Annotated in this window: 11 protein-coding genes and 1 pseudogene; 7 read left to right on the top strand and 5 right to left on the bottom strand. The window is 70.6% G+C overall.

Annotated elements, in window-relative coordinates:
- Positions 1–190 precede the first annotated feature (190 nt).
- Complete coding sequence (locus ACQ859_RS20085) at positions 191–1,300, bottom strand: pirin family protein (RefSeq protein ID WP_431262429.1); 1,110 nt, start codon at positions 1,298–1,300, stop codon at positions 191–193.
- Between the two features lie 289 nt (positions 1,301–1,589).
- On the opposite strand from ACQ859_RS20085, the gene ACQ859_RS20080 reads away from it, so the two are divergent.
- From ACQ859_RS20080 to ACQ859_RS20070, 3 genes are all read left to right on the top strand, one after another.
- On the top strand, positions 1,590–3,518 hold the full coding sequence (locus ACQ859_RS20080; RefSeq protein ID WP_431262428.1) for a diguanylate cyclase domain-containing protein: 1,929 nt from the start codon (positions 1,590–1,592) through the stop codon (positions 3,516–3,518).
- Between the two features lie 151 nt (positions 3,519–3,669).
- Entirely contained in the window at positions 3,670–5,169 is a 1,500-nt protein-coding gene (locus tag ACQ859_RS20075) for an ATPase domain-containing protein (protein ID WP_431262427.1), read from the top strand.
- Positions 5,166–6,824, top strand: coding sequence for an ATP-binding protein (locus ACQ859_RS20070; RefSeq protein WP_431262426.1), 1,659 nt, complete (start codon positions 5,166–5,168; stop codon positions 6,822–6,824). Before ACQ859_RS20075 ends, ACQ859_RS20070 begins: the two co-directional genes overlap by 4 nt.
- A 27-nt stretch (positions 6,825–6,851) precedes the next feature.
- On the opposite strand, the gene ACQ859_RS20065 is transcribed toward ACQ859_RS20070, so the two are convergent.
- On the bottom strand, positions 6,852–7,193 hold the full coding sequence (locus tag ACQ859_RS20065) for a YciI family protein (RefSeq protein ID WP_431262425.1): 342 nt from the start codon (positions 7,191–7,193) through the stop codon (positions 6,852–6,854).
- Between the two features lie 131 nt (positions 7,194–7,324).
- Here ACQ859_RS20065 and ACQ859_RS20060 point away from each other — a divergent pair.
- From ACQ859_RS20060 to ACQ859_RS20045, 4 genes and pseudogenes are all read left to right on the top strand, one after another.
- Positions 7,325–7,678, top strand: a pseudogene (locus ACQ859_RS20060) (antibiotic biosynthesis monooxygenase family protein); the annotation flags it as partial.
- Between the two features lie 36 nt (positions 7,679–7,714).
- On the top strand, positions 7,715–8,158 hold the full coding sequence (locus tag ACQ859_RS20055; RefSeq protein WP_431266608.1) for a GNAT family N-acetyltransferase: 444 nt from the start codon (positions 7,715–7,717) through the stop codon (positions 8,156–8,158).
- Positions 8,155–8,808, top strand: a complete 654-nt coding sequence (locus ACQ859_RS20050) for a helix-turn-helix domain-containing protein (protein WP_431262424.1) — start codon at positions 8,155–8,157, stop codon at positions 8,806–8,808. The genes ACQ859_RS20055 and ACQ859_RS20050 overlap by 4 nt, the downstream gene beginning before the upstream one ends.
- A 43-nt stretch (positions 8,809–8,851) precedes the next feature.
- Positions 8,852–10,081: a hypothetical protein gene (locus tag ACQ859_RS20045; RefSeq protein WP_431262423.1), complete on the top strand. Its 1,230-nt coding sequence runs from the start codon at positions 8,852–8,854 to the stop codon at positions 10,079–10,081.
- Between the two features lie 21 nt (positions 10,082–10,102).
- Here ACQ859_RS20045 and ACQ859_RS20040 read toward each other — a convergent pair whose 3' ends face one another.
- From ACQ859_RS20040 to ACQ859_RS20030, 3 genes are all read right to left on the bottom strand, one after another.
- Complete coding sequence (locus tag ACQ859_RS20040) at positions 10,103–11,392, bottom strand: hypothetical protein (RefSeq protein ID WP_431262422.1); 1,290 nt, start codon at positions 11,390–11,392, stop codon at positions 10,103–10,105.
- Complete coding sequence (locus ACQ859_RS20035) at positions 11,389–11,535, bottom strand: hypothetical protein (RefSeq protein WP_431256879.1); 147 nt, start codon at positions 11,533–11,535, stop codon at positions 11,389–11,391. The genes ACQ859_RS20040 and ACQ859_RS20035 overlap by 4 nt, the downstream gene beginning before the upstream one ends.
- A gap of 205 nt (positions 11,536–11,740) precedes the next feature.
- Complete coding sequence (locus ACQ859_RS20030; RefSeq protein ID WP_431262421.1) at positions 11,741–14,143, bottom strand: TonB-dependent receptor plug domain-containing protein; 2,403 nt, start codon at positions 14,141–14,143, stop codon at positions 11,741–11,743.
- Between the last annotated feature and the right edge of the window lie 229 nt (positions 14,144–14,372).

Below are 14,372 nucleotides of genomic sequence, written 5' to 3'. Positions count from 1 at the left end.
AATCAGTCTTGCATGAACCTTTGAATCGGCTCCCCGGAAAAGACCGATGAATAAGGTGGTATGCGCTGAATTGCCGAAAATCAAATGAACGGCCATGAACGGGCTGCTCGCAAAGCAACAGCGCCGGGAGCGCCGCGGCGCGCCTCCCCGTAAGGGGGTCAGGACTTGTGTCCGCCGGGGCCGGGGCGATTCAGTCCTGCGACGGCGGCCGCTCCGTCCGCCCGTCCGCATGCCGCGCGAAGCGGTCTTCCTTGTCGCCGTGCACGGGCGCTGGATCCGGCCACGGCCAGCCGCCGAACTCGGTGCGGCGGTAGTCCTCGAAGGCCTGGCGCAACTCCTGCTCGGTGTTCATGACGAAGGGGCCGTACTGGGCCACCGGCTCGCCGATGGGCCGGCCCTGCAGCATCAGCAGTTCGGCGGGTTCGTCGCCGTTGAGCAGAGTGACAGCGGACCCCGCCCGGACTTCGACTGACGAACTCACGGGCACGACCTGTCCCTCGATCGTGAGCCGGCTGCCGGCGAAGAAGTACAGCTTGCGGCGCGTGCCGTCGCCCAGCGCCGCGGGCAGCGTCCATTGCGCGCCGGGCGCCAGACGCAGCGTCCACATCGCCAGGTCCGAATGCAGCCGCGCGCCCCACGAGTCCGGTGGCGGCGCCAGCGGCCTGGTTCCGTGAGCCCCATGCGCCTCGTGGGCGCCGCCCAGGGCAGAGGCGGGCAGGTCACCGGCGATCACCGCCACCTCGGTGGCGCGCCCGGCCTCGTCGACGAAGCGGTGCCGCGGGATGTCCTGCGACCAGAACATCGTGAAGTGCGGCTCGACCATCTTGCTGTCCGCCGGCAGGTTGAGCCAGATCTGGAACAGCTCCAGCGGGTTGGCGCGGTCATCGTGCAGCAGCGGGAACATCTCCGCGTGGACGATGCCCTTGCCAGCCGTCAGCCACTGGACGTCGCCGCCGCCGAACCGCGCCGAGGCGCCCAGCGAATCGGAATGGTCGATGCGGCCCTGGCGCACGATGGTCACCGTCTCGAAGCCGCGGTGCGGGTGGGCGGGGAAGCCGGGCACCTGCTGGCCGTGATACATGCTCCAGCCGTCCTTGCGGGAGAAGTCCGAGCCCATCTGCCGGCCCGCCAGCAGCGTCGCGTCCGGTCCGTGGCGGCCGTTGCCACGCGGATAGGCGTCGTCGTGGTGGACGCAGAACAGGAAGGGGTCGATCGTGTCCCAGGGCATGCCCAGCGGCTGGACGGAGACGACGGGCGAGGAGGGCGAGGAGAGCGATGCGGGCGATGCGGTGTCGGTCATGGCGATTCCAGGTTGTCCCGTCACCCTAACCTCATCCGGCAGTCCTTGGAGGGGGCGGCCCAATTTTCGCGGTGCCATGAGCGGGTCATGAGCGGGTCACGAGCGGCCATCACCCGAGCCCCCGCCGGCGACGCGACGCCCGTCGTCAGGGCAATCCCCGTCGGGGGACGCCCTACACGAGCTTCAGTCAGTCCTGGATGGTGCGCCGCGGGGCGCGGACGTACAACGTCCGCTCGGACCATTCACGGGCGTTTCCCCGGCGATGCGTCCGCCGGGAGGACGCCTAGCCATGCAACATCAACGCACGATCGTCAGGAATTCATTGACCCGCCTGCGCCGTGGGCTGGTCGCCGGCAATCTGATGCTGGGGCTGATGCTGTGTCTGGCCGTCGGATTGAGCCTGCGCAACGCCCGCGAGGGCGACGAGGAGGCGGCGCGGCTGACCGCCGAGAACCTCGCCACCAGCATGAGCAGCGAGGTGGCCGCGGAACTCCGCCTCATCGACAACGCCTTGGCCACGGTGGCCGAGCGGTATGCGAAGACGTCCCGTGAGGCGGACCGTCCCGAAGTCCTGTCGCAAATGGTCGCCGAACAGCGGGTGCTGCTGAAGCATGTGAGCGCGGTGCGCGTGGTCGACGCGGCCGGGGACGTGGTGTCGGAGGAAGGCGCACCCGCCACGGCGATCCACCTCGGCGACCGGTCCTACTTCGAGCGCGCCAGGGCCCGCGACGCCACCGTGGTGTCCGAGCCGCTGCTGAGCCGCGTGGCGGGGGACTGGTGCATCGTGGTCGCGCGCCGGCTGATCAATGCCGACGGGGGATTCGACGGCGTCGTGCTGACGGAGGTGACCTCGGAGCATTTCGCGGAACACTTCGCCGGGATGGCGCTCGGGCGCTCGGGCGCCATGTCGATGCGCATGAACGACAACTTCCTGCTGGTGGCCCGCCATTCGGCGTCGGAGCCCCGCTCGCTCAAGGGGCTGGGCGAGGCCACCGTCTCCCAGGCCCTGCGCGACAACATCCGGCGCGACGCGGCGCAGGGCTGGTACGTGACGCCGACGGCGCTGGACCAGGTCGAGCGCATCACCGCGTACCACCGCGTGCCGGGCTACCCGTTCACCGTTTTCGCCGGCCTGAGCACCGGCGAGTACCTCGGGGCCTGGTACCGCCAGGCGGCCGAGCTCTGCGCCCTCGTGGCGCTGATGATCGCCCTGGTCGGCGGCGTCTCCGTGCTGCTCTACCGGGGCCAGAAGCGTGAGCATGAGGGCCGCCTGGCCGCGGACCGCACCGCGCGCGAGCAGTCGCTGATGCTGGAGAACGACCTGGTGGGCATGGTGCGGCTTCGCTCGCGCGTGATCCAGTGGGACAACCGCGCCCTCGAGCGCATCCTCGGCTACGGCCAGGGCGAGATGCGCGGCATGTCGATGCGCGATCTCTACCTGGACCAGGCCACCTTCGACCACATCGGCCGGGCCGGCTATGGCGCGCTGCGCGCCGGCGAACGCTTCCGCACCCAGGTGCAGATGCGCAGGAAGGACGGCACCGCGCTGTGGATCGACCTGAGCGGCATGCTGGTCTCCGAGGAAGAGAGCCTGTGGATGCTGATGGACATCGACGCGCTCAAGCAGAGCGAGGAGAAGGCCTACGGCATGGCCTTCCGCGATGCCTTGACCGGCCTGCCGAACCGGCGCCTGTTCGAGGAAAAGCTCGCCGACGCCCAGGCCACCGCGCTGCGGGCGGACGCCGGGATCGCGGTCTGCTACCTGGACCTGGACGGCTTCAAGCCGGTCAACGACCGCCACGGCCACGAGGCCGGGGACGAGGTGCTGCAGGCGGTCGGCGCCCGGCTGCAGCAGACCTTGCGCGCCAACGACATCGTGGCCCGCCTGGGCGGCGACGAGTTCGCGATCGTCCTGGCCGCCAGCAGCGACGCGGGCGGCGCGCGCACGGTGCTCCAGCGCTGCCTGGCGGAGATCGAGCGGCCGATCGAGGTCGCCGGCGGTCACCGCGTGACCGTGAGCGCGAGCATCGGCATCGTCCTGGCGCGGGGATCCTGCGACCTGGCTTCGGTCATGCGTGGCGCCGACGACGCCATGTACGCGGCCAAGCGCGCCGGCAAGGGACGCATCCAGATCGGATCGGTCGCGTCGCCGGCCGCCTCGTCCGCGGTGAGACCGCTCGTGGCCGCTTCGGCGGCGCGGTCGTTGCTCGTCGCCTGACGGCGGGACGGCAGGGGGTGAGCGGGCCGCTCCGAGACCGCCGGGGACGAGGCGGGATCGGAAATTGCCACGGCGCGGCATCCGACCTCTCCAGACCGTCCCCACAGGCGACCGGCGAGAATGGCCCGACCTCATCCGCACCGCCTTGCCCATGTCCCAACCCCGCAGCTCCACCGGCATCGCCGGCCTCGACGACATCCTCCAGGGCGGCCTGCCCCAGGGGCATCTCTACCTCTTCGAGGGGGAGCCGGGCACCGGCAAGACCACGCTCGGCATGCACTTCCTGCTCGCGGGCCTCGCGGTCGGGGAGTCGGGTCTGTACGTCACCCTGTCCGAGACCGGCACCGAGCTGAAGGAGGTCGCCAAGTCGCATGGGTGGGACCTCGACCAGCCGGGGCTGGAGGTCTTCGAACTGGTCAGCGCCGAGCAGCTCGGTCCCGAAGCCGAGCAGTCCATCATCCATCCGGCCGAGCTGGAGCTGAACCAGACCGTGCAGGGCGTGATGGCGCGGATCGAGGCGACCCGCCCCAAGCGCGTCGTCTTCGACAGCCTGTCGGAGATGCGCCTGCTGGCGCAGGACCCGCTGCGCTACCGGCGCCAGGTGCTGGCGCTGAAGCACTTCTTCGCGCACCACGACTGCACGGTGCTGATGCTGGACGACCTCAGCGCCGCGACCGGCGACATGCAGCTGCGCAGCATCGCCCACGGGGTCGTGTGGCTGCAGCAGATCGTGGGCGAGTACGGCGCGGACAAGCGCTTCCTGCGCGTGGCGAAGATGCGCGGCATCGGCTTCCGCAGCGGGGAGCACGACTTCACCCTCAAGACCGGCGGGCTGGAGGTGTTCCCGCGCCTGGTCGCGGCCGAGCACCACAAGGCCTTCGTCCCGGAGAACGTCAGCAGCGGCAACGCCGCCTTCGACGCCGCGCTGGGCGGCGGGCTGGCCCGCGGCAGCAACACGCTGTTCGTCGGCCCTTCCGGCGTCGGCAAGACGACCACCGCCATCGCCTGCGTCCATGCGGCACTCAAGCGCGGCGAGCGGGCCGCCTATTACCTGTTCGACGAAGGCCTGGGGACGCTGCTGCCGCGCGCGAAGACCTTGGGCTACGACCTGCAGGGCTACATCGACGACGAGCAGTTCCTGCTCAATGCATTGGATCCCGCGGAGGTCACCGCCGGGGAGTTCGCGTCACGCGTGCGACGCTCGGTCGAGCAGGACGGCGTGCGCACGGTGGTGATCGACAGCCTCAACGCCTACCTCCAGGCGATGCCCGGCGGCAAGTTCCTGATGCTGCAGATGCATGAGCTGTTGACCTACCTCAACCAGCGCGGCGTGATGACCATCCTGGTGCTGGGCCAGCACGGCATCCTCGGCCAGGGCCGCATCGACATCGACCTGAGCTACCTCAGCGATGCGGTCGTGCTGTTCCGCTACTTCGAGGCCCGCGGCAATTTGCTCAAGGCGGTCTCGGTGGCGAAGAGCCGCACCAACAAGCATGCCAGCACCATCCACGAGTTCCGCCTCGGTGAACAAGGGGTGGAGATCGGCGTGGCGCTGACGGACTTCGAAGGCGTGGTGTCCGGCGTCTCGCGCTACGCCGGTGACATCGCGCTGCTGAGCGACAGCGACGACGATCAGCGCGGCGCTGAATGACGAGTGCGTTCGAATCCCGTGTCATCGTCCTGGCGCCGTTCGGCCGGGATGCGCAGGTGATCGCCGAGGTCGTGACTGGCCTGGCGCCACCCTATCCCGTCCACACGCCGGAACAGCTGCTGGCGGCGCTGAACGAGGGGGCAGCGGCGGCCGTCGTGACGGAGGAGGCCCTGTCCATCGCCTCCGGGAGCCCGGTGCACCTCTGGCTGAGCCGGCAGCCACCCTGGTCGGACTTCCCCTTCGTGGTCCTGACCAGCAAGCGCACCGGCCGGCGCGCACCCAATGCGGCGGCGTCGCTGCACCTGATGGGCAACGTCATCCTGCTGGAACGGCCGCTGAGCCCCGACACCCTGCATACCGCCGTGGAAGCCGCGGTACGCGCCCGGGCGAGGCAATACGCCAACCGGGCGATGCTCGCCGAACTGGCAGTCGCGCACGACGCGGTGGAGCGGCTCAACCGCGAGCTCGAGGACCGCATCGAGCACCGCACGCGGGAGCTGTCCATGGCCAACAACCGGCTCATGAACGAGATCGCCGAGCGCGAGCGGGCGCAGGCGGCGCTGCTGCAGGTCCAGAAGATGGAGGCCATGGGGCATCTGACCGGCGGCATCGCGCACGATTTCAACAACCTGCTGCACGTCATCGGCACCAACCTCGACCTGCTGGCGCGGCTGGACTGCCCGCCGCCGGCCGGCCGGATCGTGGAAGGCGCGCGGCGCACGGTGAAGCGCGGCGCACGGCTGACCGAGCAGCTGCTGTCCTTCGCCCGCAACCAGTCGCTGGTCCCCCAGGCCACCGACATCCACGCCTCGATCAACGACATGCAGGAGCTGCTGCTGACCTCGGTGGGCTCGCGCGTGCACATCGACCTGGCGTTGGCGCATCCGCGGCCGGTCGTGCTGCTGGATCCGAACCAGCTGGAGATGGCCGTCCTCAACCTCGCGCTGAATGCGCGTGATGCGATGAAGGAGGGCGGCACCATCGTCATCAGCACGCAGGAGGCCGAGTGCGAGCGCGAGGGTCAGGTCGTGCCCGGTGTCCGGGTGACGGTGGCCGACAGCGGCGCCGGCATTCCGCCGTCCATCATCGAGCGCGTCTTCGAGCCCTTCTTCACCACGAAGGCGATGGGCAGCGGCACGGGCCTGGGCCTGGCGCAGGTGTACGGACTGGCGAAGCAGTCCGGCGGCCAGGTGGGCATCGAGAGCGCGCCGGGGCAGGGGACGCAGGTCCACCTGACCTTCCCGCTGGCCGCGGAGACCCTGGCGGAAGAGGCCGAGGTCGACCCGTCCAGCCTGGCCACGCCGAGCCAGGACATCCTGGTGGTGGAGGACGACGACGAGGTCCGCCATTCCATCGTCCAGAGCCTGGAGCTGCTGGGCCATCGGGTGACGGCGGTGTCGAACGGCACGGAGGCGCTGCTCAGGCTCGACCAGCGCCAGCCCAGCCTGCTGATCGTCGACTACGTGATGCCGGGCATGAACGGCGGCGAGCTGATCCGTCGCGTGCAGGACGCCTGGCCGACGATCCCCATCATCCTGGCGACCGGGTATGCCGACATGGACAAGGTCGGTCAGGTGCTGGGCGCGCGGTCCATCCTGAAGAAGCCGTTCCGCGTGGACGCGCTGGCCGAGGCGGTGCACCTGGCGGTGGCCTGAGCGGCCGCGCTCGAACGCAGCCGCGCCTCAGGACGCCGGATCGAAGAAGAACACGCGCAGTTCTTGCTGGCAACGGCAGGCCTTGGCGATGCGCGCCGCCCAGTCGACGGCCGCTTCGCGTGAGGGCAGTTCCAGAACGCAGAATCCGCCGTTGAGCGCGGGTGCCCAGGGGTAGCCCCCTTCGGCGACCGTGCCGTCACCGGCGACCAGCACGGGCGGGACGCTCTCGTCGATGCCGCCGCCGAAGACGTAGACACCGGCGACCTTCGCCTCCTCGATCACGGCATGCGAATCGCGGACCACCGCGTCCCATTCGCCGTCGGGGACGACCATCGCGGCGCTGGGGAAGGAGATCAGGTACTTGGCCATGGGGTTCCCTTTGAGAAGTGGGGCCGACGGAACAAGGGCGATCATGCCCAAGAAGGTCGATGGGGGCACTCCCGGCCCGGGATTGATGTTGAAATCGCGCCGTCTTGCAACCTGCCACCTCGAATCGACACGTGTTCACTTCCACCTTCACGTTCTACAAGGGCGAGTACGACGCCGACTTCCACGCGCTGGACAACGCCATCGCGGAGATGGCGAAGGCCATCCCCGGCTACCTCGGCGAGGAGAGCTGGGAGAACGCCGCGCTGGGGCTCATCACCAACGTGTACTACTGGGAGTCGATGGACGCGTTGCGCGCGTTGATGGCGCATCCGCTGCACCTCCAGGCCAAGCAGCAGCACGAGCGGTGGCTCAAGGGCTACCAGGTCGTCATCGGCGAAGTCGTCGGCATGTACGGCAGCCTGGACATCCATCCGCTGGCCGGGCGTAGCGTCTCCGCGGCCCAGGTGACCGCGGTCCAGGCGCGTGCGGGACAAGACGAGGTGCCTCCGCCTGCTTCTGGCATGCTGCGTGTCTCCACGGACAAGACCGAGCTGGAGGTCGACATGATCCATGCGTTCCTGGCGGACGAGTCGTCGTGGGCCCGGGGCATCCCGCGCCAGGTCGTCGAGCGGTCCATCGAACACTCGCTGTGCTTCGGCGGGTTCATCGACGGACGCCAGGTGGCCTTCGCCCGGGTGATCACGGACTGCTCGACCTTCGCGAACCTGGTCGATGTCTTCGTCCTCCCGGCGCATCGCGGGCAGGGGCACAGCAAGCGCCTGATGGCGGCCGTGATGGCGCATCCCGATCTGCAGGGCCTGCGGCGATTCACGCTCGCGACCGGGGACGCGCATGCGCTCTATGCACCGTTCGGTTTCACGCCGCCGTTGAAGCCGGCGACGCTGATGGAGCGTTACTTCCCCGGCCTGTATGAGTCGAGGTCCGACGAGCGGCCGCAGCGATGACGACCTCGATCTCCCTTCACCGCGCCTTCGAGCGGATGGCTCGCCACCGCCATCGGGACGGCTACGTCGCGCTGGTGCTCGCCGGCGGCTACGTGGAGGCGGGAGATCGCGGCCGGCTGCGCGTCGAGGCCGGTCAGGCGGTGTTCCACGGCGAGCACGAGTCGCATCAGAACGAGTTCTTCCGTGCTGGCGCCCGGGTGCTGAATCTGCCGGCGGACGGGCGCGATGCCGGCGATGCCTTCGGGCATGTGGACGATGTCGACGCGATCGCGCGGCTCGCCGAGCGCGATCCGCGCGACGCCGCGGCGTTGCTGACGACGACCTTCCGTCCGTCGACCGCGCGGCTCAACGACTGGCCGGACCTGCTGGCCGCGGCGCTGGCGGGTGATCCGGCGCTCCGCCTCGCCGAGTGGGCCGATGCCATGGGCATCGCGCCGCAGTCGCTCAGCCGGGGCTTCCACCGTGCCTACGGCATCACGCCGAAGCGCTACCGCCTGGAGCTGCGCACGCTGCAGGCGCTGCGCCGGCTGCCGGGATGGCAGGGATCGATGGCGACGCTCGCGGCGGAGACCGGTTTCGCCGACCAGGCGCACCTGACGCGCGCCGTCGTCGCCCTGACGGGACGGACGCCGACCCGCTGGCTGGGTTAAGTCCGTTCAAGAACGTCCGGTCCGGCGTGCCTACGATCGAGGCATGCAACGACGAACCTTCCTGACCACGCCGCTCGTCGCGCTGCCCCCGGCGCGACTGGCCGTCCCACTGATCGCTTCGGTGGCGTCCCTGCGCGCCGTCGACGCGCGCGCTGCGCCGGCGGGCACCCATCGCACGCGATGGCGGGTGAGGTCCTCCGAGGGCTTCGATGCGATCGCCTTCCTCGGACCGCTGTCGGGCACGCCGCTCTACCTGGACTTCTACGCCGAGGACGCCGCCGCCTTCGCGCCGCGACTGCCCGAGGCGGTCCGCACCGACGTGGCGGCGCTGTGGAACCAGGCGACGAAGGACGGCTTCGGACTGCTCGGTCCCAACCTGCAGGTGCTGTTCTCCGCGAACGGCCACGACGCGACGATCGCCACGCTGCTGCGCGCGTTGCGCTCGCGGCAGACGGCCATCCTGCCGAGCTACCAGGCCAGCAGCTACTGGAGCGCGGAGGACTGGGCCTGGTTCGACCGCGCGGCGCCCCGGATCGACGCGATCTTCAGCGCGATGCAGCGCGCCGGCTTCGCGGCGTTCCGCAGGGAACGGATCGGCCAGGACCTGGACCAGCGCGTCGCCGAGGTGCAACGGGCATTGGCCGGCTTCGACGTGATCTCCTGGCAGGAGAAGCTGACCGGCCGGACCTTCGATCCCGAGATCCAGATCGTGCTGCTCCAGTTCTCCAAGCCGCACGGGATCAAGGTGCAGGGACAGACCTTCCTGCAGGCGGCCGACTACGACACGGCCACCACGGTGCGGATCGCCGCCCACGAGATGCTCCATCCGCCGATGCCGATGGACGGCGCGGCGGCGACCGCCGCGCTCGCGGCGTTCGGCCGCGACCCGCTGATCACGGCCATCGTCCGCGATCACGATCCGCGCTGGGGCTACACGACGCTGAAGGGCCTGGTGGACGAGGACCTGTGCCAGGCCCTGGACCAGCTGATCAGCGAGGCGCTGGGCGTCGCCCGCAATCCCGCGGACCGCTGGCGCAGGTCGGACGACGGCATCCACGTGATCGCGGCGGGCCTCTACGGATTGCTGCGTCAGGATCGATGGACGGAGACGGGCGGTTCCATCGAGCGGTGGCTGGCCGGGGCCGCCGCCGGAGGGCGCCTCGATCCGGCGGTGTTCCATCCGGTGGCGGCGCGGGTACTGGAGCGGCCGGTCGATGCGCTGTGGCCCGCGGCGCCGCCGGTGCAGGCGAAGGGCGCGTCGGCTGCCGGCTGATCGTCCCCGCGCGCGCGGCGCTCAACGCTCGCGTTCCCTTTCCTTGTCCCGTTCCTTCTCCCGTTCCTTCTCCTTCTCGGCCTTCTCCCGTTCGCGCGCTTCCTCCTTCTTCGCGTCCTTGTCCTTGTCCTTGGCGTGCGGCCTGTCGTGCTCGCGCTCGCGGGCCTGTTCCTCGCGACGACGCTCGTCCGGATGCCCGGCGTCGCGCGCTGGCGCTGGCGCTGGCACTGGCGCGACGGCGGCGGGTCGCTGCGCCTCGGCGGCCGCTTCGCGATGGCGCGCGGCATCGCGCTCACGCGCCATCTCGTGGTCACGCGCCGCGTCACGCTGGCGTTCCTGCTCCAGTTGCCGGTCGCGCTCATGCTGCGCATGGGCCGGATCCTGCATCGGTGGAACGGCCGGCGTCGCTGCGGTCGATGCCGGCATCGGCGCCGCACGGTTCATCTGTTCCCGCTGTTGCTGTTGCTGTTGCTGTTGCTGCGCGGCTGGCGATGGCATCTGCCCCGGCGGGGTCGCGCGGGGTTGCTCAGCCGCAGGCGGCAGCGCCGATGCGTGCGGGGGCTGCGCCGATGGAGGACGGCCTTGGCCCGGCATCGGGACCGGTGTCGCGTTCGCCGGCACGGGCGCGGGCGCGTGGACCTGGGCCGGCAGCGCCGCCGCGAGATGCGCGGCGGCGGGGACCTCGCCCTGGAACGCCTTGCCGCTGGCCGTCGAGTTCGCCGGCGCCACGATGGTGACGTTCGTGATGTTGGTGACGTTGCGAACGTTGTTCACGTTCGTGGTGTTGTTGGTCACCGAGTTGTTGACCACGGTCTGATTGATCTGGGTGTTGTGCTGGATGCGCATGCCGATGTTGGTCACCGGTGGCGCGCTGACCACCACCGCCGGCGGCGTGCCGATCGGCGCCGGCACGATGAGACCCGGCCGTGACCCCGGCGGCGGAGGCACGAACACGCCCATCGGGCCCATCGGCCGTGCGCCGCCGCCGATGGCGACCTCGACGCTGAGATGCAGCCCCGGAGGCGGCGGCACGAAGCCCACGCCGTGCGCCGCCCAGAAGCCGGAGACGAACACGACGGCGCCGTCGCGATGCTCGTAGTAGGGCTGGACCCAGACGTAGTCCGGTCGCGGCGGCGAGGACCACCGCCCCGCACACCAGACCCAACGGCCTTGCCAGCCCCAGTAGCCGCCGGTCCAGACCGCACCGGGATACGGCGGGGGCGGCGGCACCTCGACCAGCATCGGCGGCGGCGCGACATCGACGAAGACCGGTTCCGGCTGGGCCAGCGGCGGCTCGACATAGACGCTCACGATCGGAGCGGGGGCGGCATCGGGGCCCAGGCCGGCGGCGCGCGGTAGGACGCATCGGCGTGGACCACGGTGTGCGACGGGGCGACGCAGCCCGCGAGGAGGGTCGCGACGGCGACGGCGGTCAGGCACAGGGAGTGGCGCATGGTGATCGGCGGTTGACTGCGATGCCGGGCCAACGGCGCGGCAGCCCCTCGCGTTGACGCGTTTCCGGCCCATCCGTATCCGCTTGTCAGGCCGATCAAGACGGCATCACGAGCACCTCAGCGCGGAGTCATGCCGGCCTGATGAACGCGTCGACAAGTCGCTGCGGCCGCGTGATTCACAGGGTCTGAACAGTCCCGCGAACACTCAGAAGAGCAGCTTCGCCCGCGCGTAGTAATAGGCCCCGTTGAACCCGACCGGCGACAGTACGTCGTACGGGAAGTTGCCGAAGTACGCGATGTCGGCGGTGGAGCGGCTCGGATACCGGTCCGTCGCGTTGATCGTGCCGATGCTGAGGCTCAGCGCGCGCGTCGCCTGCCATTGCGCCTCCAGGTCCAGCTGCCAGACCGGCGCGTAGGTCTGCGACGGCACGAAGCCGTCGCCGAAGTCGAAGACCCGTTTCGTGCTGCCGTGACGGGTCACGCGGCTCAGCAGCGACCACGCGCCGCCGCGCCATTGCGCGGTGAGGAGGTGGCGCTGACGCGGTGCGGCGTCGGTCAGCGTGTTCAGTTCCTCCAGGCCGACGTTCGCGTCCGCATGCGGGCGCACCGTCGTCTTGCTGAAGGAGGCCGCCCACGACAAGCGCAGCTCGCCGCCGAGGGCCGCGCCGTTCCACTCGGTCACGAGGTCCGCGCCGCGCGTGCGCGTGTCCAGCGCGTTGGTGAAGAAGTTGACCCCGTCGATGCCGGGCACGCCGAAGCGCGAGGCCAGGTCCTCCGACAGTCCGTCGCCGCTGATGCGCTGCGACAGCGTGACGCGGTCCTTGACGCGGATCGTGTAGGCGTCGAGCGTCGCCGACCAGTGGCGGTCCGGCTGCCAGGTCAGGCCCAGGCTCGCGTTGCGGGAGCGCTCCGCCTTCAGGTCCCGCGCGCCGAGGTAGCGCGCGATCGGGTCGTCCACCGGCAGCGTGCGGATCTGGCTGAGCGCGCCGCCGTCGCCGCGGTCGGTCACCGTGAAGCTGAAGCCGCGTTGAGCGAGCGAAGGCGCGCGGAAGTTGGTCGACACCGCGCCGCGCAGCGCCACGCCCTCGGCGAGCGCCAGGCGAGACGAGAGCTTGGCCGTCGTGGCGTTGCCGAAGTCGCTGTAGTGGTCGTGGCGCAGCGCGGCTTCCGCCTGCCAGTCGCGGGTGAGCGAGGCGCTGAGGTCGACGTAGGCGCCGATCACGCGGCGCGACAGGCGGGCCGCGTCGCCGGCTTGAAGTCCCGGACCGGCCTGCGCGCCGCCGGGGCCGTCGAACGGGCCGACCGCGTAGGACGCCGCGTCGCCCGCGCCGGTGACGAAGCGCTCGTGCCTCCCGTCGAGGCCGGCGGCCAAGGTGGCCGGGCGGCTCAGGCCGGGCATCGCCACGGATCGTGTCAGATCGAGGTTCACCGTGGTCAGCCGGGTGCCGAAATCCCCGAGATGGAATTCGGTCGGACTGGCCGTGCCGAGCGAGGTGTTCAGCGACTGCCGAACGCCGTAGTCGAAGTCGTTGCGGCCGTGATCGAGCGAGAGGTCGTAGTCCCAGCCGGCCCAGTCGCCGCGCAGGCCCGCGACGAACTGCAGGTCGCGGTTGTCGCCGGTGGTCTGCGGCCGGTAGCCGTCCGGATAGACGCTCCGGAGGTTGGCGACGCTGTCCGGGTAGCGGTAGTACGCCGCGCCGGTCGAGCGCCGCTGCTGCCAGGTACCGAAGGCGTAGAGCTGCTGCTGCGGCGTGAGGTCGACGGCGCCGTTGAAGAAGGCCTGCCACTGTCGCGTGGCTGGCTCGCCGGCGGCGTAGTTGCGCTGACCGACGGTGGCGAGGTTGTCCGGCGTCGGGTCTTCCCACGGCGGCAGCTGGTCGAGGCCGCTGCGGTTGGTCGCGTTGCGGTGCAGGCCCTCGAGCCCGGCGCGCAGGAAGCCGCGCTCGCCGAGGGCCCAGCCCTGCGACAGGCTGGCCGACTGCGTCTGGCCGTCGTTGATCGTGCGGTCGGTGGGGGCGAAGCTCGTGTGGAAGAGGCCGGCCTCGGTGCTGAGCTCGCCGCCGCTGCGGCGCTCGTCGAGGATCACGTTGACCACGCCCGCGATCGCGTCGGAGCCGTACTGCGCGCCCGCGCCGTCGCGCACGACCTCGATGCGCTGCACGGCGGCCAGCGGGATGGTGTTGAAGTCGACGGGGTTGGTGCCCTTGCCGGTCTTGGACTCGAGGTTCACGAGCGCCGAGGTGTGGCGGCGCTTGCCGTTGACGAGCACCAGCACCTGGTCCGGCGACAGGCCGCGCAACTGCGCCGCGCGCACGTGGTCCGCGCCGCCGGAATTGGACTGGCGCGGGAAGTTGAACGACGGCAGCAGTGCCTGCAGCGCGGCGGCGAGGGTGCCGTCGGGACCGGCGGCGCGCAGCAGGTCCTCGCGGGAGAGCACGTCGACGGGCACCTGGCTGTCCGCGAGCGTCCGGTCGCGGGCGCGCGTGCCGGTGACGAGCACGGGGCTCAGGGAGAAATCCGGCGATGTCGCGGGCGCCGACTGGGCGAGGGCGGAGACGCTGCCCGTCAGGGTCAAGGCGGCGAGGGCGGTGTGGCGAAGCTTCAGCATGGGCAAGCGGGAGAGGAGGTGAGAAGGGCGCCGGTCGGACCCCTCTCCCGCTTGGCGGGAGAGGGTGGGGGTGAGGGCCAGCGGCCGCGGCAGTCAACGAGGGCAGTCGAGCCGTCAGCCTATCGGCGCGCAGGCCGCAAACCCGCATTCCGCTTCAGACGACTCCCTCATAAGCTCATGCCGTCGCGTGGTCACGACGAAGTCCGCCGCGCGGCCTGGACCGTCGGTA

This window comes from Roseateles chitinivorans, from assembly GCF_050632235.1.
In the GTDB taxonomy this organism is placed as follows: Bacteria; Pseudomonadota; Gammaproteobacteria; order Burkholderiales; family Burkholderiaceae_C; genus Roseateles; species Roseateles chitinivorans_A.
The sequence above is the reverse complement of the archived record's forward strand: the minus strand, read 5'-3'. Positions and strand labels throughout refer to the sequence as shown.

Excerpts from the sequence above, each read along its gene's own strand:
- ACQ859_RS20085 (WP_431262429.1), bottom strand. The coding sequence starts at position 1,300 with ATGACCGACACCGCATCGCCCGCATCGCTCTCCTCGCCCTCCTCGCCC.
- ACQ859_RS20080 (WP_431262428.1), top strand. The coding sequence starts at position 1,590 with ATGCAACATCAACGCACGATCGTCAGGAATTCATTGACCCGCCTGCGC.
- ACQ859_RS20075 (WP_431262427.1), top strand. The coding sequence starts at position 3,670 with ATGTCCCAACCCCGCAGCTCCACCGGCATCGCCGGCCTCGACGACATC.
- ACQ859_RS20070 (WP_431262426.1), top strand. The coding sequence starts at position 5,166 with ATGACGAGTGCGTTCGAATCCCGTGTCATCGTCCTGGCGCCGTTCGGC.
- ACQ859_RS20065 (WP_431262425.1), bottom strand. The coding sequence starts at position 7,193 with ATGGCCAAGTACCTGATCTCCTTCCCCAGCGCCGCGATGGTCGTCCCC.
- ACQ859_RS20055 (WP_431266608.1), top strand. The coding sequence starts at position 7,715 with ATGCTGCGTGTCTCCACGGACAAGACCGAGCTGGAGGTCGACATGATC.
- ACQ859_RS20050 (WP_431262424.1), top strand. The coding sequence starts at position 8,155 with ATGACGACCTCGATCTCCCTTCACCGCGCCTTCGAGCGGATGGCTCGC.
- ACQ859_RS20045 (WP_431262423.1), top strand. The coding sequence starts at position 8,852 with ATGCAACGACGAACCTTCCTGACCACGCCGCTCGTCGCGCTGCCCCCG.
- ACQ859_RS20035 (WP_431256879.1), bottom strand. The coding sequence starts at position 11,535 with ATGCGCCACTCCCTGTGCCTGACCGCCGTCGCCGTCGCGACCCTCCTC.
- ACQ859_RS20030 (WP_431262421.1), bottom strand. The coding sequence starts at position 14,143 with ATGCTGAAGCTTCGCCACACCGCCCTCGCCGCCTTGACCCTGACGGGC.